Raw genomic sequence first — 23680 nt, forward strand, 5'->3', positions numbered from 1 at the left:
GCCTGCGTTCAGCCCCGGACGGCATCGGCGATCCGGGGAACCAGGGTGTCGAGGGCGTACGAGATCGACAGTGGGGTGTTGACGGAGATGGCCTGGCGCTCCGCCGGGGTCAGGGTGAGGAGCTCTGCGGAGAACCGGCCGAACAACTCGTTGTACTCGGTCGGGACGAAGTTCTGGTCGTCGGTCAGGAACAGGACCACGTCGCCGTCGAGCATCGCCACCTCTTCGGACGCTACCTGCACGCTGAAACTGGATCCGTCGTCCCGGGCTCTGATCGACTCGGGTAGCCGCATCCCGATGGTCTCGATGAACTCCCCGCGCCCGTCCCTGTCCTGGAACCCGTAGTACGTACTCGGGTCGTAGACGAGCACCGCGGTCCCGGTCTTGCCCTCCAGCTGCGGGTACTTGGCCCTGGTCTGAGCGATACGCTCCTCCAGCTCGGTGAGCAGCTCCTCGCCCTCCTCGACCCGGCCCAGAGCCCGGGCGATCTGCCGGGTCGCGGGCGCGCGATTGACCTGCCAGACGTTCGTTCCCGCCGGGCGGGCCACCGTGGGCGCGATCGAGGACAACCTCGAATACTGTTCGTCGTCTGTCCCGCCCTGCACGTCGATGATCAGATCCGGTTCCAACGCGGCGATCTTCTCGTAGTCCGGTTCGCTTGCGTTACCGAGGTCCACCGCGTCGATGTCGCCGGCGGCATCCTGGGCCCAGGGCTGCAGTCCCGGGTAGTTCGCGCTGCGCACGTAACCGACCGGGTTGACTCCGAGGGCGATCGCGTTGTCGATGTCGCCCCATCCGAGGGTCACCACCCGCTGGGGCTCGGACTCGATCGTGGTCTCACCGAACTCGTGCTCGACCGTCACCGGGAACGCAGAACCATTTCCGCCGGCACCGGAGTTCCCACTTCCGGCAGTGGACCCGTCGCCCGAACTACAGGCGGACAGTCCGACGGCGAGGGTGGTGGCGAGCAGGGCACCGACAGTGCGGCGCAGTGTCGTTTTCATTGTGTGGGGATCTCCTTCGGCGTGTGGATCGTTCTCTTTCGACGGTCACGCCCGAGTGGGATGACCTGAGGTGTTCCCGCGACGGGATCGGGGACCACGCGGCACCGCAGTCCGAAGACCTCGTGGACGAGCTCCTCCGTGAGGATCTCCTCGGGGGCACCGGTGGCCATCACCCTCCCCTCTCGCATCGCGATCAGGTGGGTCGCGTAGCGGGCCGCCTGGTTGAGGTCGTGGAGCACCGCGACCAGGGTTCTGCCCTGGTGGTGCAGGTCGGTGAACATCTCCATGAGCTCGATCTGGTGGGCGATGTCCAGGAACGTGGTGGGCTCGTCCAGCAACAACAGTGGGGTCTGCTGTGCGAGCACCAGGGCGACCCAGACGCGTTGACGCTGTCCGCCGGAGAGCTCGTCCACCAGGCGCGCGGACAGCTCGGTGGTCTCGGTGGCGGCCAGTGCTGCCGCGACGGCCTCCTCGTCCGCGGTCGACCACTGGCGCAGGAACCCCTGATAGGGGTTGCGGCCGCGGGCCACCAGATCGGCGACGGTGATTCCGTCGGGCGCGAGCGAACTCTGCGGCAGCAGCCCCAGGCGCCGCCCGACCTCCTTGGCCTTGTAGGAACTGATGTCGCGTCCGTCCAGGATCACCTGCCCCCTGGTGGGCGCGAGCAGCCGTGACAGGGCGCGGAGCAGAGTGGACTTGCCGCAGGCGTTCGGGCCGATGATGACGGTGAACGAGTCCTCGGGGACGGCGACCGACAATCCCTGGGAGATGACCCGTGTGTCGTAGCCGATCGTGATGTCCTCGGCGTGCAGCGGAGGCAAGGTCATGGGAGCTTCCTCATCTCGCGGATCAGTAGCCAGATCAGATAGCTTCCGCCGATGACGACGGTCACCACCCCCACCGGCAGCGTGTTCGGCAGGGCATGCTGGGCGACCAGGTCGGAGGCCAGCAGCAGGACGGCCCCGACGACCGCGGACGGCCAGAGGGTGATCCCGGGCGTGCGGGCGAGACGGCGGGCGACCTGCGGCGCGGCCAGCGCGATGAAGGAGATGGGTCCGGCAGCGGCGGTGACCGCCGCCGTCAGTGCGACGCCCGCGATGATGAGACCCAGTCGCGAGGGTTCGACCCGGATGCCCAATGCTCTGGCGGCGTCGTCACCGAGCTGCATCTGCTGCATCGGCCGCGCCAGCAGTCCGATGCCCAGCATGAGCACGATCACGACCGCGGTGGCCACACCCGTCTGCTCCCAGGTGATCCCGTTCAACGACCCGGCACCCCACACCGCGGCGCTCATCGCGACCTCGAGTTCGGCGCGCAACAGCAACCAGGTGTTGAACGCCGTGAGCATGGCCGAGACTCCGATGCCGACGATGATGAACCGGAACCCGGTGATCCCACCCCGGTACGCCAGCAGATAGACCACCGCGGCGGTGGCCACGCCGCCCACCAGCGCTCCTGAGGCCACCTGGGTGTAGCCGCCCCCGAGAACGATGATCACGACGATCGCCCCGGTGTACGAGCCCGTGGCGAACCCGATGACGTCAGGACTCGCCAAGGGGTTGCGGGTCAAGGACTGGAACACCGCGCCGGAGGCACCGAGGGCCGCGCCGAACACGACGGCGGCGAGGACACGTGGGGCCCGCCACTCCAGCACCACGGTCTGGGCGAAAGTTCCGTCGGCACCGCGCAGGACGTCGAACAACCGGCCGAGGTCGACGGCGTAGCTACCGACCGCCAGTCCGATCACCGCACCCACGCCCAGGAGAACCGCGAGAACAACGCAGACGAGGAGCGCCCGTACGGGGAACCGGACGGAGAAACCGTGACGTCGCCACTGCACCTGCCGCGCCCCGAAGTCCACCCGCGAGCCTCCGGTGGCGAGGTCGCTGCTCACAGTCCGCTCGCTTTCTTGCGTCGGATCAGGGCGATCAGGACAGGGGCGCCCACGAAGGCGGTGACGATCCCGACGGGCAGTTCACCTGGGCGCATCAGCACGCGACCGAGGACGTCCGAGGCGATCACGAGGATCGGCCCCATCACCAGCGAGTAGGCGATGATCCAGCGCTGTTCCGGACCGGTGATCCACCGGGCGATGTGCGGAACCATCAACCCCACGAACATGATGGGGCCGGCGATCGCCGTCGCTCCGCCGGCGAGCAGCGTCACAGCGATGATCACCGTGGTCCGTGTCAACGCGACCCTCGTTCCCAGGGACGTCGCGAGATCATCGCCGAGCGCGATCGCGTTCAACGACGACGCCGCGCCCACGGCCAGCACCACTCCGAGGATCAGGAACGGCAGCACCGGCAGCAGCACGTCGTATCCTCGGCCGGCGATCGACCCGGCGTTCCAGTTGCGCATCTGGTCGAACGCACCCGGGTCCAGCAGCGTCATACCCAGTGTGATGCCGGAGAGCACCGCGCCGAGAGCCACGCCCGCAAGCGTCAGCCGCACCGGGTCCGCCGGGCCCCGGCCGGCCGATCCGATCAGGTACACCCCCACCGTGACCACCAGGGCCCCGAGGAACGCGAACCACACATACCCGGCGATTGAGGACACCCCGAAGACCGCGACGCCCAGCGCGACGAAGAACGCCGCCCCGGCGTTCACCCCCAGAATGCCGGGGTCGGCGAGCGGATTACGCGTCAGCGCCTGGATGAGCGCACCCGACACCGCGGCGAGCCCGGCCCCGACCGCGAGGCCTGTCAGCGTCCGCGGCAGCCGCATCTCCCACACGATGAAGTGCTCGTCGATCGCGAGGTCGGAGTTCCGGAGCGCCTCCAGCACCGTGGACAGCGGGATGTCTTTGGACCCGACCGCCACGCTGAACAGCACGGCGACCGCCAGCACCGCCAGGAGAACCAGGAGTCCGGCCGAGCGGCGGGCGCTGGTGCCCGCCACCCCCCGGCGGGAGCCGCTCCGGGAGCGGGTGGGCACGTCGGTGCCCGTCGTCATGGTCGTCGTCATGTCAGGTGCGCTGCTCTCGCGGCGGTATGGGGCCGGGCAGGGGTCATCATCGTGGACCTCCATCCTCATCCGCCTGAATATAGGTCAGCCTATCCTTACCGATCAGGCCCGGGGTCACGCCCCCTGGATGCACCTCTTCCCGTGTGGTACCTCGCATCGCCCCCGGCGTATCGTGGAGAGGTTGCCGCGAGACCCGCCCGTCCCGCGTTGATCCGTTCCCCCGAGCAAAGGATGACCGGTACCGATGAGCCCCATGTCGACCATCCCGCCCACGATCGCCCGTTCGTGGTTGCTCCTGCCGGCAGACAAGTCCGAGCGGTTCGACGCGGCCGCGGACTCCGAGATGGACGTCGTTGTCCTGGACGTCGAGGACGGGTGCCGTCAGTCGGAGAAGGAGCGCGCGCGCCGCGAGGTCCGCCAGTGGCTCGAGGCCGGCAATCACGCGTGGGTCCGCATCAACGACGTCCGCTCCCCCGAGTGGGAGAAGGACCTCATGGCGCTGGGCCACTGCCCCGGTCTGGACGGGGTGATGTTGGCCAAGACGGAGAACCCGGAGCACGTCTCGCTCACCGCCGCCCGGTTGGCCCCCGACACCCCGATCGTCGCGCTGGTCGAGTCCGCCGACGGTCTGGCCGCCGCCACGGAGATCGCCAAGACCGACCAGGTGGTGCGCCTGGCCTTCGGTATCGGCGACTACCGCCGCGACACCGGCATCGGCTCCTCGCAGATCGCCCTGGCCTACACCCGGTCGCAGTTCGTCGTGTCCAGCAGGGTCGCCCGGGTGGCCCCGCCGATCGACGGTCCCACCATCTCCAACGACACCCAGGTCCTCATGGACGCCGCCGAGCACGCGGTCGAGATGGGCATGACCGGCAAGCTGTGCCTGCGGGTGGACCAGGCCCCGTACATCAACGAGGTCCTGTCCCCCTCGGCCGCCGACGTCTCGTGGGCCGGGTCCGTGATCGACGAGCTGGGCCCCGGGGGCGAGCGGTGCCGCGACGGCGCGGACCTGCCGCGACTGGCCCGCGCGCAGAAGATCGCGCACCTCGCACAGGCGTACGCCGTCGTGCGCTGACCTGCCTCAGGGGTAGATCAGCTCAGGGGTGAGTCAGTTCCGCGGTGAATCGACTCAGCGGGGCGAGTCGCCGGTGACCAGCGGCAGTTCCGGATCGCCGGCCCACGGGTTCATGGAGCCGTCGTACACCGCGATGTCGTCGCGGCCCACGAGCGCCAGGGCGTGCGCGACCCCGGTCGCCGCGATGCCGCCGCCGCAGTAGGTCACGACGGTCCGGTCGTCGTCGAGCAGGCCCACGGCCTCGAACTCGCGACGCAGCTCCTCAGTGGGCCGGAGGGTCCCGGTCTCGGGGTCGCGGAGCGTGAAGACCGGCAGGTTGATGCTGCCGGGGATGTGGCCGCGGCGGGGGTAGGTGTCCACCTCGCCGCGGTAGGTGGGCTCGTCCAGGACGTTGACCAGGACGGTCTGCTCGTCGTCGAGCGCGTCGGCGATGTCCCGGGTCGAGCGGAACAGCTCGGGGCGGCGCGTGCCGGTGAAGGTGCGCGGGGTGGGCTCGGGGACCACGTCGGTCACCTCGTAGCCGGCGGCCTTCCAGGCGGGCAGCCCGCCGTCGAGAACCGTCACGTGCTCGAAGCCCTCGTAGCGCAGGTGCCACCAGAAGCGGGTGGCCCAGAAGCCGTCGTGCTGGTCGTAGACAACAACGGTCGCGCCGTCGCCGATGCCGAGGGCGCCGGCGGCCGCGACGAACCGCTCGTGGTCCGGCGCGGTGAAGGGCTGCGGGGCGTCCGGGTCGGCGAAGTCCACCAGCAGGTCGGCGAACACGGCGCCCGGGATGTGCTCGGGGCGGTAGGTCTCGGCCCCGGACGTCAGAACGGCCGGGCCGTCGGTGGGAACGCGAAGGTGGGCGGTGGCGTCGACGACGACGAGGTCGGCATCGTCGAGATGCTGGTGCAGCCATTCGGGGCTGACGGTGAGGGGCGGGTGCGGTGTCGTGGCGGTCATGACGCTCCTTTCGTGAGAGGTCGACCGCCGAGGGTAGGCGGACGCACTCCGGCCGGGGGCGGTGAGTGCCCCCGGCCGAAGTGGGCGCGATGTGTCGCTGGGTTACGGCGTCGCTGGGTTACGGCGTCGCTGGGTTACGGCGTCGCTGGGTTACTACGTCGGGGTCAGTGGACCCGCTGGAGGCGGATGTTGACGAACTCGCCGAGGCCCCAGCGTCCGAGCTCCCGGCCGTAGCCCGAGCGCTTGACGCCGCCGAAGGGCAGGCCGGCCATGGTGGTGCCGTGCTCGTTGACGTAGGCCATGCCCACCTCGAGCCGGTCGGCCACCTCGGAGGCCTTGTCGGTGTCGGTCCCCCACACGGAGCCGGACAGCCCGAAGGGGGTGTCGTTGGCGACCCGCACGGCCTCGTCGAGGGAGTCGTAGCCGTAGACCATGGCCACGGGGCCGAAGATCTCCTCGGTGTAGGCGTCCATCTCCGGGGTGATGCCGGTGAGGACGGTGGGCTCCATGAACGCGCCCGGGCGGTCGATCGCCCGGCCGCCGGTCACGAGGGTCGCACCCTGCTCGACAGCGCGCTCGACCTGCTCCACGACCCCGTCACGGGCGCCCTCCGAGGACAGGGGGCCGAGCGCGGTCCCCTCATCAGCCGCGGGGCCGACCTTCGTCCCCTCGTACAGGTCGCGGAGCCTGGCCACGAACTCGTCCTTCATGTCTTCGGGCACGAACATCCGCTTGGGTGAGTTGCAGGCCTGCCCGCAGTTCGACAGTCGCGCCTTGCCGACAGTCTCGACCAGTTCGTCGAGGTTGTCGGTGTCCAGGACGATGAGCGGGTCCGAGCCGCCCAGTTCCAGGACGCTGGTGGTGAGGTTCTCCCCCGCCACCTTGGCCACGGCGGCGCCGGCGCCCTCGCTGCCGGTGAGCGAGACGCCCTTGATCCTGGGGTCGGCGATCATCTCGGCGACCGTGTCGCTGGAGGCGTAGACGTTGACGTACGCGCCCTCCGGAAGCCCGGCCGCGCGCTGCACCTTCTCGATGGCCGCGGACGAGCGCGCGCAGATGCTCGCGTGCTTGAGCACGATGGTGTTACCCAGCAGCAGGTTGGGGGCCGCGAACCGGGCCACCTGGTAGTAGGGGTAGTTCCACGGCATCACGCCGACCAGGGGCCCGACCGGCTCGTGGGTCACACGGTTGAGGCGCGCACCCGGCACGTCCAGCGTCTCGGGCTCCAGCAGCTCGGGGCCGTGTTCGCCGTACCAGCGGTAGATCGAGGCGGCGAGCTTGACCTCGCCCTGCGCCTGGTCGGGGAGCTTGCCCATCTCGGTGGTGATGGCCTTGGCCAGCTCCTCGGTGTGCTCCTCGAACGCGTCCGCGATCGCCAGGAGAACCTTCGCCCGCTCCGCGACGTCGGTGGCGCGCCAGGAGGCGAAGCCCTCGGTGACGGTGGACAGGATCCCGTCGACGTCGTCGGTCTGGTCGTACTCGCTGTCGGTCGTACCGGTCGACGGATCGTGGGTGACGTACATGTGGGTCCTCCCGTGGTTCGCGTCCGCCGGGTGAACGGCCCGGCTCTGCTCGCGACGGTAGGTCAGGCTTGCCTCGCCTGCATCCGGTCGGGAACCCCGTGCAGGGGTGTGCCGCATGGGTAGCGATTCGGCAACGGACACGAGTAAGGTTTCGGGCAAGGTAGCCCCGCGCCCGACGGCTTCGCCCGTCGGCTCCTCTAGCGCGTGGGGCATGTTCATGAGCTACGGCAGCGCCGTTCACACCGCCGACGCGGACTTCATCGTCGGATCCATTCTCTCGGGAGCCGCACCCTGGCTCCAACTATCGTCTGAAACCACTCTCGAGTACGCCTTCTTCGGGGGCGACAGCCCGTTCGCCAACTGGGTGGGCCAAGACCCGTACGCGTGGGAAGCGTGGCCCACGCCAGAGTCGCTGTTCCTCACTCACGATCTCGGCGAACGCATTCGGACCTGGGTGCGAGAGTTCGCACGGTGTGCGCATGTCGATTGCTGCGGTCTACCGGCAGTCGGTGGTTCCACGTTCGTCGACACCGCTCTCGAAGGACTCAGGCTGGCCGATCTCATCAGAAGCGAGCTTCCCTACTACTACGTGGAAGCGACCTTCTTCGACTCGGTCCCCCAGGCTGTCATTGATCGGCTCGACGCGGAAGTCCCCGACCGGTCGGGGTATCGCAAGCTCGATGGAAGGACGGATGTGATCGATTGGCAGGCAATGCTGTTCCAGCCGTTCGGCAGCAGCCAGATGCCGCCCGAGCTGTCCACGATGTCGGCCGCGATCATGGCGAACGTGGATCGTTACGGTGGCCGCGTCGTGGATCCGGCCGCAGACGTCTGGGCGATCTGGACGCCAGGCAGGCCCGATATGACGAGAACTTCCTCGGCCTCCCCGACCAGAGGGGCCACACCCCTCGATGGCGCCCCGGGTTCGATCGCCTTGGATGGATGGCCGAAGGCCTCGCCCCACAACAGGAGTCCCACACCGCGCTGGAGGGCGTGCACCTGACCTGCGGAGCGGCCTACCTCGCAGTGTCGAAGGACGAGTGGGATTCGATGCTCGCTGTCTACCTCGAGAACAACTCCCCAGGGCCAGGCCACGCGGGCCCATCCACAGTCGAGGGGGCGTAGTGACACGATTCCATCAGAATTCTACAGGTGTAGGGAAGGTGTGCTGGGCGTGGGACGTCGATGATCCCCGTCTGATCCTCTGGTCACCGCCCTGGAATGGCCACTGACCCCGGCCACCGGATTCTCGGCTGCCGGGGTCCACGAACCGCAGGGCGGCCCGCCAGGGCTGGGTTACTCAAAGGCTGGGTCACTCAGATTGCGGTCCTCGTACCCGCCGCGTTGGTCAACCCCATCCCTGGGCTGCGCGGCGATCGGCATCGGCCATTCCCTGGTTTCCCTGACTCGCTGCCCGCGAGATCTCCGCGAGCATCGCCTGGAGCGCGGCAGCGGCATGGTCCCAGTCGTTCTGGTGTGCCTGGTAGGCGACGGCGGCGTCACCCTCCCATTCGGCGACGAGCGGCGCGAGGTATGCCTTGAGGTCGTCGAGGGTGGTCCGCAGCGCGGTGGACGCCGAACCGACCTGGCCGACCAGCGCCTCGATCGGGCCGTGGTTATAGGTGATCTGTCCTGAGGTCATGAGTCTTCTCCCGATTCGAGAATGAGTGGTCAGATGTTCAGAGGGCCGGAGGCGCCGACTCTGCTGATGGCCTGCGCGGAGTCCTGATCAGCGGCGTCGAACGAGGTGCTGTTGACCCGCATGGTCTCCGAGATCCCCGCCAGGGCGGAGTTGAGCTTGGCGCTCTGCTGCTGCCACTCCGTCATGATGGTCGCGAACCGCGCCTGCGCGGCGCCCCGCCACACAGATCCCCCGAGCTGCGACACCGAGTCCCGGACGTTCCCGAGTAGTCGATCGATCTCCATGTTGACCTCGTCGACCCGCCTGGCCGCGGTGTCCATGGTCCCGATGTGGGTGTTGAAACCGGCCATCTCGTCCTCCCCTTGTCGTCCTGCGGCCCCCTCGTGGGTCCGTCACAGTGTTCGACGCCGCTACGTCCGCGATCGGTTCCATCCTCATCGCCGGTCCGAGCAGACTCAGGCATCCTCGTGGAGTCGCAGCGCCGCCTCGACCGGAGCGGTCTCCGGCACGACGAAGGAAAGCAATCTGGCCTGATCGCAGGCGTCCACGACTCGCTCGCAGTTGCGTCCACGAGCCAGAACCTCGGTTGACCCGGTGCCCGCCTCACGCCTCGCTCGTCGGAGGGTGGTCACCGCATCGATCACACGGGACACCTCGTCGTCGCGCATCGAATCCCGGCGCGGGTCCCAGCGGTGAACGACGGCCCGGTCGATAAGGGTCAGTTCCCCGCGTGTCCGTTCCACGAGGCTCACCGTGGTCCGGGCCTCGGATGCCTCCACGCACACGGCCCAGCGGGCTGACGAGGAGGGCAACGCCTCGGCGGTCACCAGCGCGGAGCGGACGATCCGCGGAGAGAGACCCAGTCCCTCCGCCGCGGCGACCAGTCGAGCGGATCGGGTGTTGCCCCACTCACTGGGAACGAGGAGCACCACGCCGTCGCCGTCCCCCGCCCCGCCCCACCGGAGGGCCCTGGAGACGGGCGCTGCCAGAACTTCGTCCACGGGAACGGAGAGCCCCGCCACCTCGGTGCGATCCCGGTGGGTTCTCGCCACCGGATCGAGCAGACACCGGTCCGGGTGGCGGAGAGCGAGGGAGTCGACACGGTCGGAACACTCGATCCGATCGCCACCCGGGGGCAACGCTGTCCCGTAGACACCGGCGAGCACCGAGGTCGGCGTGACCGACGGGGACAGGACGGTCGACGCCGACGCCGACGCCACCGCGAGTCCGGAACACGAGAGGTCGACCGCGAGGGTCACGCCCCGGCGGGTCACGGCTCCGCCAGCGCGGTCTGCACCAGACGGACACCACCGTTTCGGGTGACGAGCCTGCCACGACCTGCCGGCATGGGCGTGGGACGAACCCCTCCGAGAAGGGGCCCCTCCTCCCGGCTCCCGGACATGATGAGGCCAGCGCCGCCCAGATCCCGGATCCTTCCGACGAAGGGGTCGTACAGGGCTCGAGAGGATCCCGCACACCGCCGCGCGAGAAAGACGCAGAAGCCGATGTCGCGGGCGTGCGGGAGGAAGCGGGCCAGTGGGGTCAGCGGGTTTCCCGCACCCGTAACGACCAGATCGAGGTCGTCGACGACGAGGTGGATTCGAGGACCATCCCACCACGATCGCGACCGGAGCTCCTCCGGAGTGACCTCCGCGCCGGGCATCCGCTGCTCGAGAATCTCCACGAGGTGCTCGACCATCGGCGTCAGCGCGGTCTCGGTGGCGGCGTACCCGGCGAGGTGGTCCCCCTCGACCTCGCCCAGCATGGTGCGGCGATAGTCCACCACGATGATCTTCGCCGACTGCGCGGTGTTGCCGGAGACCAGTCCCCGGGTGACGGCCCGCAGGACGGAGGTCTTGCCGCACTCCGAATCGCCCAGCACCATCATCAGCGGATCGGCGTCGAGATCGGCGTAGACGACCTTGAGGTCGGATTCGTCCACCCCGAGCGGCACGCGTGAACGGGTACCGTCCGGTCCAGGCCGTGCCAGACTCGCGAGCTGGCCGTACGGCAGGGTCTCCGGAAGCATCCTGACCGGCGCCGCGGCGACGGGGCCCGCGAGTTCTCGCCACCGCTGCGCCAGATGCCGGGAGGCCGAGATGGTGGCGTCGGCGATGCCCTCCGGGTCGACGAGCCCGTCGAGTCTGGGTTGGAAGATGAGCATGTGGTGTCGGTCCCGGGTCAGACCCCGTCCGGGTGAGGCGGGTACGGTCACCGCCGCGCGGCGGTCGATCATCGAATCCGTGGGATCGCCCAACCGGAGTTCGACCCGCGTGCCGAGCGCGTCCCGCAGCGCCGGCCGGAGATCGGCCCACCGGGCTGCCGACAGGACCACATGGACTCCGTAGGAGAGACCGTCCGCCGCGAGCCCCAGGACCACCTGCTCGAGATCCTCGACCTCCGTCCTGAACGCCTGCCAGCCATCGATCACCAACATGATGTCGGGGTACTCGGCGACCGATCGGCCATCACGCTGGATACGTCTGCGGCGGGCGTGATCGATGGAGGTCAGGCCCTGCTCACGGAACGCCGCTTCTCGCCGCTTGAGTTCGGCGTCGACCTCGGCGATCGTCCGGCGAACCTTCTCGTCCTCCCCGCGCCGGGCGACTCCGCCCACATGAGGGAGCGGGGAGATCGACTGGAGGGCCCCGCCACCGAGATCCACGACGTAGACCGAGAGCTTGTCGGGCCCGGTCGTCGCCGCGGCGGCCAGGACCAGGGTGCACAAGGCCGTCGACTTGCCCGACCTCGTCCCGCCCACCACCGCCACGTTGCCGTCCGCCCCGGAGAGATCCACCGACCAGATGGCTCGACGCTGCTCGAAGGGCAGGTCGACCTCCGCGAGCGGAAAGCTCCAACTCGGAGGGTCGGTGTCGCCCGGGACCGTCGGTTCTCTGCCCACCGCCGAGTCGAGGGCCGCTCCGGCACCCAGCGGCGGGAGCCAGACCTCGTGCGCGGGTCGCCCGTGGCCGGAGAGTCGGCCGACGAGAACGTCCAGCAGACTCGAGCCCTCCTCCAGATCGTCCCGACCGTCGTGCTCAGCCGGGTCCCGTCGATCGGAGACGGAGTCGATGGCCGGAGGGGCGGGAGCGGCCACCGGCATGAACCAGGACGTGAAAGGCCGCACCGTGGCACGGGCGACCGGTGCCGCGACGGACACCCCCTCCCGCCGACGATCCTCCTGGTAAGGGCCCGAGACGTAGGCGGCGTCGAAGCGCACCGGTTCACCGGAATCGACCTTCAGGAAGCCGGCGCCCGGCGTGGCGGGCAGGTGATACGCATCGGTCACGCCGAGGACCGTGCGGGACTCGGTCGCGGAGAACGTCTTGAGTGCGATCCGGTAGGACAAGTGACTGTCGAGACCCCGCAGTCGCCCCTCTTCGAGCCGTTGCGATGCCAAGAGGAGGTGGATGTGCAGACTGCGCCCGAGCCTCCCGATGGTGAGGAAGAGTTCCGCGAACTCCGGCTTGGAGGACAAGAGTTCGGAGAACTCGTCGACGACGATCACCAACGCGGGCAGCGGGTCCAGCTGGGCCCCCCTCGCCCGCGCCGCCTCGTAGTCGCCGACCCCCGCGTAGTTGCCTGCCGCGCGGAGGACCTCCTGGCGCCTGTTCAGTTCCCCCTCGAGCGCGTCCCGCATCCGGTCGACCATGGTGATCTCGGCCTGGAGGTTGGTGATCACGGCCGCCACATGGGACAACGACTCGAGTCCGAGAAACGTGGCCCCACCCTTGAAATCCACCAGGACCAGGTTGAGCGCGTCCGGGTCGTGGGTGGCGACGAGACCCAGGACGAGAGTGCGGAGGAACTCGGACTTGCCGGAGCCCGTCGCGCCGATACACAGTCCGTGCGGTCCCATCCCGCCGTGTGCGGCCTCCTTGAGATCCAACTCCACCGGGGCACCATCCGGGCTCACACCCACCGGCACGCGCAATCGATCACGTTCGCCTCGCCGGCGCCACGCCACCGCCGGGTCGACCCTGGCCGCCGACCCGATCCCCAACAGGTCCGGCAGCCCCGGGACGCGCCTCGTGGACGTGGAGCCGTCCGCGTTGGTCACGGTATCCGCGGGCCGGTATCGCGCGAGCGCCATGGCGAGTCGCTCCGCTTCCGGAAGGCTCATGGGATCCGCTCGCGCGATCTGCTCCTCCCCGGACTCGGTCCGTACCGAGACGTCGCCGTCATCGTGGACCCGGACACACAGCCCGAGCCTCGTCGCGAGGTCGCGTAACTGGCCGGCGCGACTACCGGAGACCTCCAGGACGGTGACGCCATCCAGGCCGTCCTCCGCGACCAGACGTTCCGCGCCGGTGACACCCACACCGTCCACCACGACCACGAGGTGAGGTTCTCCCGGCCGATGCGTCGCGCCCGCCCCGAAGGCCGGACGGGCCGCGATCTCCTCGGCGAGCATCGACTCGACCCCGGCGAGGGAGAACTCGGTCAGTCGTACCCGTCCGCCGCCGTCCGTGTACGTCGGATGCTCGTGGTGGGGTAGCCATTTGAGCCACTCCCATGCCCGACGTGCCTGTCCCTCGCTCGCGGCGACCGCGATTCGGACGTGCTCGGGCCCGTGGGTCACGGCGAGGCCCGCGAGCGCGGCCCGGACGGCGGCGCGCACCACGTCGACATCGCCGTCCAGGGAGACGACGGGGAACGCCCGCAACTCCAACGCCACCGGCAAGCCGTCCACCACCGAGTGGACCCTGACGAAACGCCTCATACTCACGACCGAGACCGGTTCGAGGTCGTCCACCGGACCGGTGTCGGGCGCGGACAGTCTCGTCGCCAGCGACTGCCGTCCGGGACCCAGTCGTGCGGTGAGGTAGTCGGCATCGCCCTCCTCCCGCTCCCACATCCGTGGGGTCCCCACCAGCGCGGGCAGTTCTGCCGGGTCCGGGTGACTCCACAGCGCGGCCTGCCGTTGCGCGGTCGCGATCCCGCGGACCTTCTCCCGGGTCTGCCCGAGATAGCGCAGGTAGTCCTTGCGCAGTTCGTCCGTCTCGCCGGTCTTGTTGCCGCCGGACAGGGTTCCGGCGAGCATGCCGACGGCGGACACCGCCATCATCACCGGGAAGAGCATGAACATCGGATTGCGCATCATCCCGGATCGCATCATCACGACGACCATGCCGGCCACGGCGACGACCAGGATGATCGGGAGCACGATCTGGATGAGTGGCCTGGGAGTGGGCCGGGGCAACCCGGGAGGAGCCTGCAACTCGAGCTCACCGGTCGGGACCGCCGGCGGCTCGACTCGCTCGCCGCGAGTGAAGACCACGTCGCCCATCCGCGTCCTCCTCCCTACTGATGCCCCGACTCATGCCCCGGCTGACGCCCCGACTGATGCCCGCCGCCCAGTTCTCGGGCGAGCGGTTCCAGACCGCCCGGCCCCCACCCGGCACCGGAGGAGGACCCCCCACGAGTGCGCCCCGCCATCAACAATGGTCGCCGTGTCGAACCGCGATGTTAGGGCAGTTCACCTCGCGACGGGGGCCTCAACCCACCGGGAGGACAGCGCCGGTGAGTCGGACGAGTGGAGGGTTCTGGGGTGACGGGACAGAACGAGCTCCGGGCGGTCGCGTCCGGCGTCGAACCGCTGGACCAACGTCGGGTGTCGATCGTGTGCCGCACCACGCGTGTCGATCTGAGCCTGCCGGCCCACCTGGAACTCGTGGCCGTGATCCCTGAGATCGTCGACCTCGTCCGAGATCGGATAAGGGCGGCCGCGGGGCCTGCCTCGCACGTGGACGTGGACTCTGAGATGGGCGGCTGCGCGAACGGGTCATGGCAGCTCTCCAGGCTGGCGGGCGGGCCGCTGGCCATTTCCGAAACCCTCGCCCAACAGCGCGTGCACGACGGGGAGATCCTCGTGCTCGACCACCGGCCCGTCCCCACGCCGGCGCCACTGTTCGACGACGTGCTCCAGGGTCTGACCGATCCCGACGTCGCACGCTCCCGTAACTGGGGCCGCCGCGACGCCGTCGCCACGGCCACCTCGACGGTCGCGGTGGCCGCGCTGGCCGCTGCCACCGCGCTCGTCACGCAGTGGTGGCACACCGGCGGAGTCCTGACCCCGCTGGTCGCGGCCCTGCTCGCCGCGGTCGGCCTCGCGACGGTCCTCGCCCTGCGTCGGTTCGACGTACCCGGGTCGGCTCACGCCGTGGCAGCGGCGGCGACCATCGGGTTCACGGTGATCGCGGCCGGCACCATCGGCGCGGCCCCCGTCGGAGCGGGGAGTGTGGTGGGTGGCCTGACCGCGGGCGCCGTGGTCGCCGGTGTGCTGCGGTGCACCATCTTCCGCCCGGCCCCCGGTCGGTCGTACGGTCTCGCGGCGGGATACCTGGCCCTGGCGCTGCTGACGTCCGTGGGTGCGATCTCCGCGATGGTCGCCGCGTACACGACCGTGCCGGTGCACGCCGTCGGAGCCGGTGTGGTTCTCGTGGGCCTGCTCATCCTGACCGCCGCGCCCGGCGTCTCGGTCGCGGCGGCCCGCATCCCGATCCCACCGGTCCCGGCTCCCGGGGAGGATATCGAGGTAGGCGATCTCGGCCATGTCGGTCGCGACGTGGATGCGGGGCATCCCGACGACCTGCGGAGGCACGGACCACTCCCGACACCGGCGACGCTCAGGCACCGCTTCCTCACCTCGCGCTCGTGGCTCACCGGCCTGCTGTCCGCAGGGGGCACCGCATGTACGGCCGGCGCGCTCATCGCGTTGACCGGCACCGGTGCATCCCCGGGATGGTCCGCTCCTCTGGCGCTGGTGGTGATCGTGATGCTGATACTCCGCGGGCTCGGTTACTCCGATCGGGTCCACACCTCGGTGCTACTGGGGTCGGCTCTGGCCCTGGCGGGCGGTGTACTGATCGGGGCGGCGTTCACCCACACCTCGCCGATCACGGTCGTCGTCCCCGTCGCCGCCGCGCTCGCCGCTGCTGTCGCCATCACGGTGGCGGCGCTGCCGCAGGTGGAACTCTCCCCCGCCGCGCTGCGTGCGGTCGGGACGATCGAGGTGATCGTGATCTGTGTGATGGTCCCGCTCGCGGTAGGGGCCATGGACGTCTTCTCGACCGTCCGTCAGCGATGAGACCGGTCGGGTCGCTCTCCCTCGCCACCACGGTGGCGATGCTGACCGCGCTCGGTGCGGGCAGTCCGTCGGCGATCGCTCTCGAGCGACCCTCCATCGACGGCCCCCTACCGGAGGTCGGCCCTATCGATCACGTCGCCGCGGAACCCGGTGGGTTGAGGCTCAGCGGCCCCTGCCGCACGACCGCTGCAGTCCTCGACCCGTCCGCCCCTCCCCCCTCCGCGACATCCGGTGACCTCAGTGCAGCCTGGATCCACGGAAAGGGTGAGGGGCAGGTGGTCGCCGTCATCGATACCGGGGTCAACCCCGGCCCCCGGTTGCCGCGCGTTCGTGGCGCAGGTGACCTCGTGCCCGGTAGGGACGGCACCGAGGACTGCGATGCGCACGGCACACTCGTCGCCGGAGTGCTGGCCGCGACCGAAGACGACTCGGGGCACTCCGGTGTCGCGCCGGGCGTCGAGATCGTCTCCATCCGGCAGTCGAGCAGCGTCCTGACGACCTCGGGACGCCCATCCGACGACTCCGTGGCCGGGTCGGGTGTCGGCACGCTGACCTCCCTCGCCAGGGCGATCCGCGCGGCCGTCGACGCGGGCGCGGGCGTGATCAACATCTCCGAGGTCGCCTGTGTTCCCGCCGGCACCCCACTGGCGGACGAGACGCTCGGCGGAGCGATTCGCTATGCCGCCGTCGACCACGACGTCGTCCTGGTGGCGGCTGCGGGAAACGTCGGCCAGACCTGCGGAGACCAGAACCCCGAATCCCCGGACCCCGCGCGAGCCGGAGATGACGGGTGGGACGACGTGCTCACGGTGGCGGTACCCGCCTGGTACGACGATCACGTGCTGGCCGTGGGCGGCGTGGGACCGGACGGGGCGGCCGCGGACTTCTCGCTCCGGGGCCCGTGGGTCGATGTCGCGGCCCCTGCGGTGAACCTACGCTCGGTCGGTGCGGACGGAGCGGGGGTGTCGGACCTCGTCGTGGACGGGGACGGAACCCGTACCGCCATCAGTGGGACGAGTTTCGCCGCTCCGTTCGTGGCCGGCACCGCCGCGCTCGTCCGGCAGGCCTATCCGGGTCTCACCGCTCGACAGGTGATCGCGCGCATCAAGAGCACTGCCATCCCCGCGGCCGGCGGCCGCGATTTCGCGGTGGGCCACGGGGTGGTGGACCCGGTGGCGGCGGTCACCGGGGTCCGTCGGTCCGGTCGCCCGGTGCCCGCGTCGACGACCATCGCCGCACCATCCCCGGACCCTGGTCCGGTCGGCGCGGGCCCGGGTGCGATCGTCGCGGCCGGGTCGCTCACCGTCGGGGGTGTCATCCTGGTCGTGGCGGCTCTGGTCCGGCCCCGAGGCCTCCGTGACCACGACAACCGACCCGGGCACTGAGAGGCCTGCCCCGAACGGACGCCCCCGACCGGATCACGTCCGCCGTCGCACGCTGTGCGCGATCACCCCACCGGGCCCGAGGCCTCGTCCGCGACGGTGTGGAGGTCGTGTCCGTCCCGACTGACCAGAGCGGATCGGCGGTCCAGCCTCGGGCCGGCGGGGAGCCTGTCGATGATCGCCCCGTCCACCGGAACCGGGGCGCCAGCCACCCCGAGTACCGCAGCGGTCTCCTGATCGGGGACATCGAACCGTACCCCCGCGTCGGTCACGATCGTCGTCACCGTGCCACGAGTGGACGTGCCACGCCCGACCGCCGTCACCAGCATCCCTCCGCCCGGGATACCGACGACGTCGACAGCCGGTCCACCACCGTCCGCCCCGGCCACCATCCGGGCCTCCGACTCCGAGGGGGCCGGGGCGCCGGCGACGACGGTCATCCGGCGGGTCGCGGTCCCTTCCCTGCCGGAGTCCCGCACGCACAACACCGGGGAGTCGCGTGTCGCGAGCACCGTCGGACGATCCGACGGAAAGGCGTCGACGTCCAGCGCGACCGATCGCGGGACGCCCATCCGGTCGGGCTGGACGGTCTCGACCGATCCCACGGTCGAGGTGGAACGGATGACATCGGCCACCACCGGACCGACCTCCTGGACACCGTCCGCCAACGCCACGTACGTCGCCCTGCCCGAGGCCGTGTCCACGGTGAACACCTGCCCGATCCGCAGGGAGTCCAGACCGTAGTCCACGGGCCTGCCCGCCATCTCGATCTCCGGTCGCACCACCGGATCGACTTCCGGCAGCGGGTCGATCAACGCGGCCGTGACCGGCCGCGGAGCGATCCCCTCCAGCCCGAGGATCGACAGGAGATCACCGTCCGCCAGATCGATCCTCGACCGGGTGCCGTTCCTCAGCAACCACCCCCTGCCGTCCTGGTCCGCCAGCACGATCTCGTCGACCGAGGTCTCGCGACCGGGCCCCACCGCTCCGTCGCGGGCCACCACACTGGTCGAGACGATCCGGGTGAGACCTCGGTCGGCATCGGCGACCTCGTCGCACACCGTCCACGACACCGCCGCCACGCCGGCCGCATCGCGGGGCGCCGGCAACGCGGACGGCGCCCCGGGGATGCCCAACAGTCCACCCCGCCGGGTCCCGGCGATATCCGAGTCCCGCACCGTCATCGGTTCCGCGGGCTGGCCGGTCACCAGTCGGGCCGAGGCGAGGTTGAACACCGGGTGGACCGTATCGCCGGCGCGGACATACATCTGGCCGGACTCCCGACCCACCATGATCACGGCGCGTTCCACGTCGGGCATCGGGTCGAGCAGAGCCAGGACCGCGGCCCCGACACACCCGAGAACGGCGGCGGCCACTCCGACCGCGAACCCTGCCGACTGGCGCCGGAGCGGGTCGTGAAGCATCCGGACGTCCCGGACGACCACCGCGAGCCGGGCCCGGCGAGACAGGAATCGGTGTCCGTCGACCTGGGCCTTGGTCGTCGGCTTCAGCGGCACGGACCGGTCCCTTCCACGATTGTGACGCCCCGCGGCGGCGGGTTACGGGGGTAGGGTACGCCACGGTCCCGGCCTGGTGGCCGGGCTTCCCGGGCGGCCTTTCATGCCCGCGACCAGGCCTGGAGGAGGACCGATGACCGCCCTTCGCGCGTTCCCCGCGGTCGTGGTCGTCGTGGTCGTCCTGGTCGCCTCGGCCGCGCTCGCGGTGATCTGCCCTCCGCACTGGCAACCCTGGGCACAGTTCGGCGTCGCCTCTCTGGTCGCCGGCGCGGTAACGGCCCGTCGTCGGGGTCGGGTGCTCTCGGGACGCGACCCTCGCTCGCGCCGTCTCCCCGTGGACGTGGTGGACCTCGTCTCCCCCGACTTCTCACTGGTCGGCTGCGTGGAGGGTCACCGGGTGGTGACGACAGGGGTCGAGATCTCCGCCGGTGCGCTCCTGACCACCGAGGTCGGCCGCGATGACCCCGCCGACTTCCGGGGAGTGCGGCTCCCGTTGAGCGCTGTGGCACGACAGTTGGATCAGGGTGGGGTGTCGCTCGAGGGGATCGACGTCGTGGTCCACGGTCGGCGAGTCGCATCGGGCCCCGACGGCGAGGTGTACGGCTCACTCGTCGGTCCGCTGGCGCTGATCTCACACCGTCGCGTCCACCTGCTCCTCAGGTTCGACTTGTCCGAGTTGGCCTTGACCTGCCCGGAAGGGGCAGGTCAGGGCGCGCTTCCGAGGATCATCACGGTGGCCACCGAGCGCCTACGCCGATCCCTGGTCCACCACGGGGTTCCGTGCCGGGTGCTCGACGCCACCGAGCTCGCCGAGCGGTTCCTCGAGGCCGAGGTCGAACCCACGGACGGGATGGGATTCGTCGTCCGCCCCGGCGCCGACCCGCGTGAGGTCGTGGACGCGCTCACCTCGGTGCGAGCGTCGGCGATCACCGAGGTGCTCCGCCTCCGACGCGTTCCGGGACGCCACGATGTGGTCGACGCGGTATCGACCGTGGGGCTCGCAGGACTCACCCCGGACTCGCTCCCCCCGTGCGCGGACTCATGCCATGCCCTGCCGACCCCGCGCGTGCTTCCCGTCCCGGGTGAAGACCTCCCCGAGGTGGTCGCCGAATCTCTCGTCCGGCGGCGACTGGACCACCTCGACGGTCTCGCTCCACCCGCCCACGGCTGCGGTCAGATTCTCGGCGCGACACGGGCGGGCAACGCGGCCGCTGTCCAGCTGGCCGGACCTCACCTCCGCTCGGTTCTCCTCGCGGCCGGCTCCGCCGTCTGCCGCCAAGTGGCCTTCCGCGCGGTGGCAGCGGGATACCGGATCGCGGTGGTCACCGACGTCCCGGACCGATGGCGACCCCTGTCGGCGATCGCCGACGAGACCAGGTATCGGATCGTCGTCTCCGGCGCCTCCGATGTGGGCGCACCGGTGGACGCGGTGTTCTGGGACGTCGACGGCGCCCTCAGCGAGGGGCGGATCGACGCGCTCGCCGGGCCCGGTGGTCCTGATGTGACGCCGCCGACCGTGATCCGGGTGGACGCCGACTGGGACCTGTCCTCGACCGGCGAGGAGACGACGTCGAACCCGCCCGATCTGGTGCTCGACGGCCGGATACCGGGATGGATCTCCGTGGAACCCCGTTCCGGGCCCACCCGGCGGGTGTCCGTGGTGACCGGCCCGGGCGAAGACGCGTTCGTGGGTCCGCTCCCGGGCCCAGGTCCGAGTTCGGCCGACCTCACACGCGCAGGTGCTGAACCTTCCGCCAGCCCGGATCGTCGGTGACAGTCAGGGTCACCTCGCCCTGGTCCCAGCCGGAGCACGCCACGCGCAGCTGCTCGTGCGCGGGGGTGGTGGAATCCACGTAGAAGTGCAGGAGCCGGCGGCCGTTGCAGCTCTCGGCGCCCACGCACTCCCCCGTGCCCTCCAGCCGGTCGACCAGGTGATCCTCGAGGTCGCGCAGCCCGGGCAGGGAGGCCGACCCCGGCAGGCCGCAGTCCTCGACATCCGTATAGGGCACGTGGACGGCGACGTGCCGGTCGAACTCGGGGGCGGAGAGCGACACCAGGGGCACGCGCACCACGGCGACCATCGGGCCCGCGGAGGTGTCGCCGTGCAGGATCTGCCAGGCCGGCTCCCCCGCCTCGTCGGTGTTCTCCTGCTCGATCTCCCGCAGGATCCCGGGCAGCGCGTACAGCGACACCGCGTCGTCCCCCGGGGCCGTGGCGTTGGACCGGATCGTGCCGACCCACGTCTCCACCGCGGCCTCGCCGCACATCGCGTCGAGCAACAGGTAGGCGGCGATCGAGGGATCGGACCCCACCAGTCCGGCGAACCCGGGATGGTGCACGGTCACATCGGCCCGGGAAAGCCCCACGTCCACCACCACCTCCGCCTCGTCGAAGCCCAGCCTCCGGTCGCGGAAGTGCATGGCGCACCCGGAGACCGGGTCGCGCAGATCGGCGTACGCCCACGCGGAATCGTCGGGCGGAGCCTGGGCGAGCCAGCGGCGCGCCACCCCGCGGAGCTCGGGTACCCCGGCCGCGGTGACGGTCAGGCGATGCGGGCCGCCCTCGGACGCGGGGACGAACTCCCACGACAGCCCGGGGTCGATCGCCTCGATGAGCGAGGTGATCTCCGGGACCACCCGGCGGGCGTGTCCCGACTCGATCGCGGCGGTGGTGCGGCGACACCCGCCCTCCGACCACCACCGCCAGAAGGTGGCCACGGCCCGCTCCGAGCGCAGCCTGGCGGTCTCGATGCGGACGCCGGACAGGTCCATCGACCTGGAGAGTTGTCGGGGTCGTGCCGCGCCGATCGCCATCCGTTCTCCCTCCGTCCGTCACGGTCCGTCCGCCTCGTCTGAATCCAGTATCCGGATATCGCGCCTCTCGTGCCCGGAAGCGGCACACCCGGACTCGGTTTCGGGTCGAGCATGCGGGTCGGCTCGCCGAACGCACAACGGGTGCGCGAGCGCGCCCACACTGGAAGAGTCTGGGGTATGTCCACGCCCCACGGATCCCCCGACGCCCAGGCCCCCGACGCCCGGTCCGGCCCGCGCGTCCTCGTCATCGGCGCGACCGGGTACATCGGCTCCCGCCTCGTCCCCCGTTTGCTCGCGGACGGCGCCCGGGTCTCGGTCCTGGCGCGCACCCCCGCCCGGCTCGACGACGTGCCCTGGCGGGACCAGGTGACCATCCACGAGGGCGGACTGGGGGACGAGGCCGCGTTGACCGAGGCGCTCGCCGGCGTCGACGTGGCCTGCCACCTCGTCCACTCGATGGGTCACACCGCGGACTTCGAGCGGGAAGAACGCGAGACCACCGAGGTCTTCGTCCGCGCCGTCGAGGCCGCCGGGGTGGGGCGCATCGTGCACCTGTCCGGGCTGCACCCGGAGGGCGAGACCGATCTGTCGACGCACCTGCGCTCACGCGTGGAGGTGGGGCGGATCATGCTGGCCTCGTCCGTGCCCGCGCTGGTGATCCAGGCCGGGGTCGTGATCGGCTCGGGCTCCGCGTCCTTCGAGATGATCCGCCACCTCACCACCCGGCTCCCCGGCATGGTCACCCCGAAATGGGTGAGCAACCGGATCCAGCCGATCGCCGTGCGGGACGTGGTCCACTACCTCGCCGCCGCCACCACGGTTCCCCTCGAGGGCGAGCTCGCCGACGGCCGCGTGATCGACGTGGGCGCTCCGGACGTGCTGACCTACGGGCAGATGATGCAGATCTACGCCGAGGAGGCCGGACTGCACCGCCGGCTCATGGTCCCCGTCCCCGTGCTGACCCCCAAGCTGTCCTCGCTGTGGATGGGACTGGTCACCCCGCTGGAGACCGGCCTGGCTCGGCCGCTGGTGGAATCGCTGCGCTGCGAGGCGATCGTCCTCAACGACGACGCCGACGAGGTGCTCGGCGCCCCGCCCGGAGGGCGGACGAGTTACCGGCAGGCCCTGCGCGAGGCCCTGCGCGTGCCCCACGGCCCCGCCCGACCCGCGCTGTGGCCCGCGGCCGACCCGCTCGGCGACCCGGCCCGGCTGCTGCCCAGCGACGCCGACTGGGCGGGGGTGCGCCCGCCCGCCGTGTGGCACGCCCGCGCGGGGAAGTAGAGACCGGCGCCATGGGCACCGCAGGCGACGGACACGGGCGAGCATGACCGCGGGCAGAATCGACCCCATGCCTGAGCCCGCGCCCACCACCCTGCTCGGCCGCTATCGGCACGCGTTCCGTACCGGCGAGATGGAGACCGCGCCGGTGCCGCCCACGCGGCGTCGCCTCGTCGTCGTCGTCATCACCCTGGTCGTGGGGACCGCGGTCAGCGCCTGGGCGCTGCGGATCCCGCCCGGCGACACGATGTTCTATCCCGCCACGGCCCTGCTCGCGGCGGTGTGGCTGGTGGGGGCCTTCGCCTCCGGCCCGATCCGGGTGGGATGCGAGCCGTATCGCCCGGGCCGGCCGATCCTGTCCTCGGTCCTCGCCGCCACGGCCCTGGCGCTCGTGTTCTGTGTGGGGGCGGTGGTGGTGGCGCAGATCGAACCGCTCCGCGAACCCGT

General features: G+C 70.6%; 18 protein-coding genes and 1 pseudogene. 7 read left to right on the forward strand and 12 right to left on the reverse strand.

What is annotated here, in order from left to right:
• Positions 1 to 8: 8 nt before the first annotated feature.
• From CEY15_RS05035 to CEY15_RS05050, 4 genes are read right to left on the reverse strand one after another with little or no spacing between them, the layout of a single operon-like run.
• A complete protein-coding gene (locus CEY15_RS05035; protein ID WP_095717563.1) occupies positions 9 to 1004 on the reverse strand; it encodes an ABC transporter substrate-binding protein in 996 nt (331 codons plus the stop codon).
• A complete protein-coding gene (locus tag CEY15_RS05040; RefSeq protein WP_095717564.1) occupies positions 1001 to 1831 on the reverse strand; it encodes an ABC transporter ATP-binding protein in 831 nt (276 codons plus the stop codon). The genes CEY15_RS05035 and CEY15_RS05040 overlap by 4 nt, the downstream gene beginning before the upstream one ends.
• Entirely contained in the window at positions 1828 to 2898 is a 1071-nt protein-coding gene (locus CEY15_RS05045) for a FecCD family ABC transporter permease (protein WP_095717565.1), read from the reverse strand. The genes CEY15_RS05040 and CEY15_RS05045 overlap by 4 nt, the downstream gene beginning before the upstream one ends.
• The gene (locus CEY15_RS05050; RefSeq protein WP_245847282.1) at positions 2895 to 3959 is read right to left on the reverse strand and encodes a FecCD family ABC transporter permease; all 1065 of its coding nucleotides are present in this window, start codon (positions 3957 to 3959) and stop codon (positions 2895 to 2897) included. Before CEY15_RS05050 ends, CEY15_RS05045 begins: the two co-directional genes overlap by 4 nt.
• 265 nt (positions 3960 to 4224) lie before the next feature.
• On the opposite strand from CEY15_RS05050, the gene CEY15_RS05055 reads away from it, so the two are divergent.
• A complete protein-coding gene (locus tag CEY15_RS05055) occupies positions 4225 to 5046 on the forward strand; it encodes an HpcH/HpaI aldolase/citrate lyase family protein (protein WP_017838239.1) in 822 nt (273 codons plus the stop codon).
• A gap of 54 nt (positions 5047 to 5100) precedes the next feature.
• On the opposite strand, the gene CEY15_RS05060 is transcribed toward CEY15_RS05055, so the two are convergent.
• Entirely contained in the window at positions 5101 to 5988 is an 888-nt protein-coding gene (locus tag CEY15_RS05060) for a sulfurtransferase (protein WP_095717566.1), read from the reverse strand.
• 164 nt (positions 5989 to 6152) lie between these two features.
• Entirely contained in the window at positions 6153 to 7511 is a 1359-nt protein-coding gene (locus tag CEY15_RS05065) for an NAD-dependent succinate-semialdehyde dehydrogenase (RefSeq protein ID WP_095717567.1), read from the reverse strand.
• A gap of 211 nt (positions 7512 to 7722) precedes the next feature.
• On the opposite strand from CEY15_RS05065, the gene CEY15_RS05070 reads away from it, so the two are divergent.
• On the forward strand, positions 7723 to 8514 hold the full coding sequence (locus tag CEY15_RS05070) for a hypothetical protein (protein WP_095717568.1): 792 nt from the start codon (positions 7723 to 7725) through the stop codon (positions 8512 to 8514).
• 345 nt (positions 8515 to 8859) lie between these two features.
• Here the strand turns inward: CEY15_RS05070 and CEY15_RS05075 are convergent, their stop codons facing one another.
• The 4 genes from CEY15_RS05075 to eccCa form a co-directional block, all read right to left on the reverse strand.
• On the reverse strand, positions 8860 to 9153 hold the full coding sequence (locus CEY15_RS05075) for a WXG100 family type VII secretion target (RefSeq protein WP_095717569.1): 294 nt from the start codon (positions 9151 to 9153) through the stop codon (positions 8860 to 8862).
• Positions 9154 to 9182: 29 nt separating this feature from the next.
• The gene (locus CEY15_RS05080; protein WP_017838234.1) at positions 9183 to 9503 is read right to left on the reverse strand and encodes a WXG100 family type VII secretion target; all 321 of its coding nucleotides are present in this window, start codon (positions 9501 to 9503) and stop codon (positions 9183 to 9185) included.
• Positions 9504 to 9608: 105 nt separating this feature from the next.
• The gene (locus CEY15_RS05085) at positions 9609 to 10427 is read right to left on the reverse strand and encodes a hypothetical protein (RefSeq protein WP_095717570.1); all 819 of its coding nucleotides are present in this window, start codon (positions 10425 to 10427) and stop codon (positions 9609 to 9611) included.
• Entirely contained in the window at positions 10424 to 14443 is a 4020-nt protein-coding gene (gene eccCa / locus CEY15_RS05090) for a type VII secretion protein EccCa (protein WP_095717571.1), read from the reverse strand. Before eccCa ends, CEY15_RS05085 begins: the two co-directional genes overlap by 4 nt.
• A 261-nt stretch (positions 14444 to 14704) precedes the next feature.
• On the opposite strand from eccCa, the gene eccD reads away from it, so the two are divergent.
• The gene (eccD, locus tag CEY15_RS05095) at positions 14705 to 16243 is read left to right on the forward strand and encodes a type VII secretion integral membrane protein EccD (protein WP_095717572.1); all 1539 of its coding nucleotides are present in this window, start codon (positions 14705 to 14707) and stop codon (positions 16241 to 16243) included.
• On the forward strand, positions 16240 to 17628 hold the full coding sequence (gene mycP, locus CEY15_RS05100; protein WP_095717573.1) for a type VII secretion-associated serine protease mycosin: 1389 nt from the start codon (positions 16240 to 16242) through the stop codon (positions 17626 to 17628). The genes eccD and mycP overlap by 4 nt, the downstream gene beginning before the upstream one ends.
• A gap of 62 nt (positions 17629 to 17690) precedes the next feature.
• Here mycP and eccB read toward each other — a convergent pair whose 3' ends face one another.
• Positions 17691 to 19142, reverse strand: a complete 1452-nt coding sequence (gene eccB / locus CEY15_RS05105; protein ID WP_095717574.1) for a type VII secretion protein EccB — start codon at positions 19140 to 19142, stop codon at positions 17691 to 17693.
• A 133-nt stretch (positions 19143 to 19275) separates the two neighbouring features.
• Here eccB and CEY15_RS05110 point away from each other — a divergent pair, with 133 nt between their 5' ends.
• Positions 19276 to 20916 carry a type VII secretion protein EccE gene (locus CEY15_RS05110; protein ID WP_095717575.1) on the forward strand — a complete coding sequence of 547 codons (1641 nt, stop codon included), beginning with the start codon at positions 19276 to 19278 and terminating at the stop codon, positions 20914 to 20916.
• Here CEY15_RS05110 and CEY15_RS05115 read toward each other — a convergent pair.
• Positions 20870 to 21955: a DUF695 domain-containing protein gene (locus CEY15_RS05115; RefSeq protein WP_095717576.1), complete on the reverse strand. Its 1086-nt coding sequence runs from the start codon at positions 21953 to 21955 to the stop codon at positions 20870 to 20872. The genes CEY15_RS05110 and CEY15_RS05115 overlap by 47 nt on opposite strands.
• 177 nt (positions 21956 to 22132) lie before the next feature.
• Between CEY15_RS05115 and CEY15_RS05120 the strand changes: the two genes are divergently transcribed.
• Together CEY15_RS05120 and CEY15_RS05125 are read left to right on the forward strand one after the other, a co-directional pair.
• Positions 22133 to 23236 (forward strand): NAD(P)H-binding protein, encoded by a 1104-nt coding sequence (locus CEY15_RS05120; protein WP_095717577.1) that lies wholly within the window; start codon positions 22133 to 22135, stop codon positions 23234 to 23236.
• A 67-nt stretch (positions 23237 to 23303) separates the two neighbouring features.
• Positions 23304 to 23680: pseudogene (locus CEY15_RS05125) on the forward strand (CPBP family intramembrane glutamate endopeptidase); the annotation flags it as partial.

The sequence above is a fragment of the Dietzia natronolimnaea genome, from assembly GCF_002289575.1.
GTDB lineage: Bacteria > Actinomycetota > Actinomycetes > Mycobacteriales > Mycobacteriaceae > Dietzia > Dietzia natronolimnaea_A.

What these genes read in the sequence shown, in the direction of transcription:
- CEY15_RS05035 (WP_095717563.1), bottom strand. Translation starts at nt 1,004, where the DNA reads ATGAAAACGACACTGCGCCGCACTGTCGGTGCCCTGCTCGCCACCACC.
- CEY15_RS05040 (WP_095717564.1), bottom strand. Translation starts at nt 1,831, where the DNA reads ATGACCTTGCCTCCGCTGCACGCCGAGGACATCACGATCGGCTACGAC.
- CEY15_RS05050 (WP_245847282.1), bottom strand. Translation starts at nt 3,959, where the DNA reads ATGACGACGGGCACCGACGTGCCCACCCGCTCCCGGAGCGGCTCCCGC.
- CEY15_RS05055 (WP_017838239.1), top strand. Translation starts at nt 4,225, where the DNA reads ATGTCGACCATCCCGCCCACGATCGCCCGTTCGTGGTTGCTCCTGCCG.
- CEY15_RS05060 (WP_095717566.1), bottom strand. Translation starts at nt 5,988, where the DNA reads ATGACCGCCACGACACCGCACCCGCCCCTCACCGTCAGCCCCGAATGG.
- CEY15_RS05065 (WP_095717567.1), bottom strand. Translation starts at nt 7,511, where the DNA reads ATGTACGTCACCCACGATCCGTCGACCGGTACGACCGACAGCGAGTAC.
- CEY15_RS05070 (WP_095717568.1), top strand. Translation starts at nt 7,723, where the DNA reads ATGTTCATGAGCTACGGCAGCGCCGTTCACACCGCCGACGCGGACTTC.
- CEY15_RS05075 (WP_095717569.1), bottom strand. Translation starts at nt 9,153, where the DNA reads ATGACCTCAGGACAGATCACCTATAACCACGGCCCGATCGAGGCGCTG.
- CEY15_RS05080 (WP_017838234.1), bottom strand. Translation starts at nt 9,503, where the DNA reads ATGGCCGGTTTCAACACCCACATCGGGACCATGGACACCGCGGCCAGG.
- eccCa (WP_095717571.1), bottom strand. Translation starts at nt 14,443, where the DNA reads ATGGGCGACGTGGTCTTCACTCGCGGCGAGCGAGTCGAGCCGCCGGCG.
- mycP (WP_095717573.1), top strand. Translation starts at nt 16,240, where the DNA reads ATGAGACCGGTCGGGTCGCTCTCCCTCGCCACCACGGTGGCGATGCTG.
- CEY15_RS05110 (WP_095717575.1), top strand. Translation starts at nt 19,276, where the DNA reads ATGACCGCCCTTCGCGCGTTCCCCGCGGTCGTGGTCGTCGTGGTCGTC.
- CEY15_RS05115 (WP_095717576.1), bottom strand. Translation starts at nt 21,955, where the DNA reads ATGGCGATCGGCGCGGCACGACCCCGACAACTCTCCAGGTCGATGGAC.
- CEY15_RS05120 (WP_095717577.1), top strand. Translation starts at nt 22,133, where the DNA reads ATGTCCACGCCCCACGGATCCCCCGACGCCCAGGCCCCCGACGCCCGG.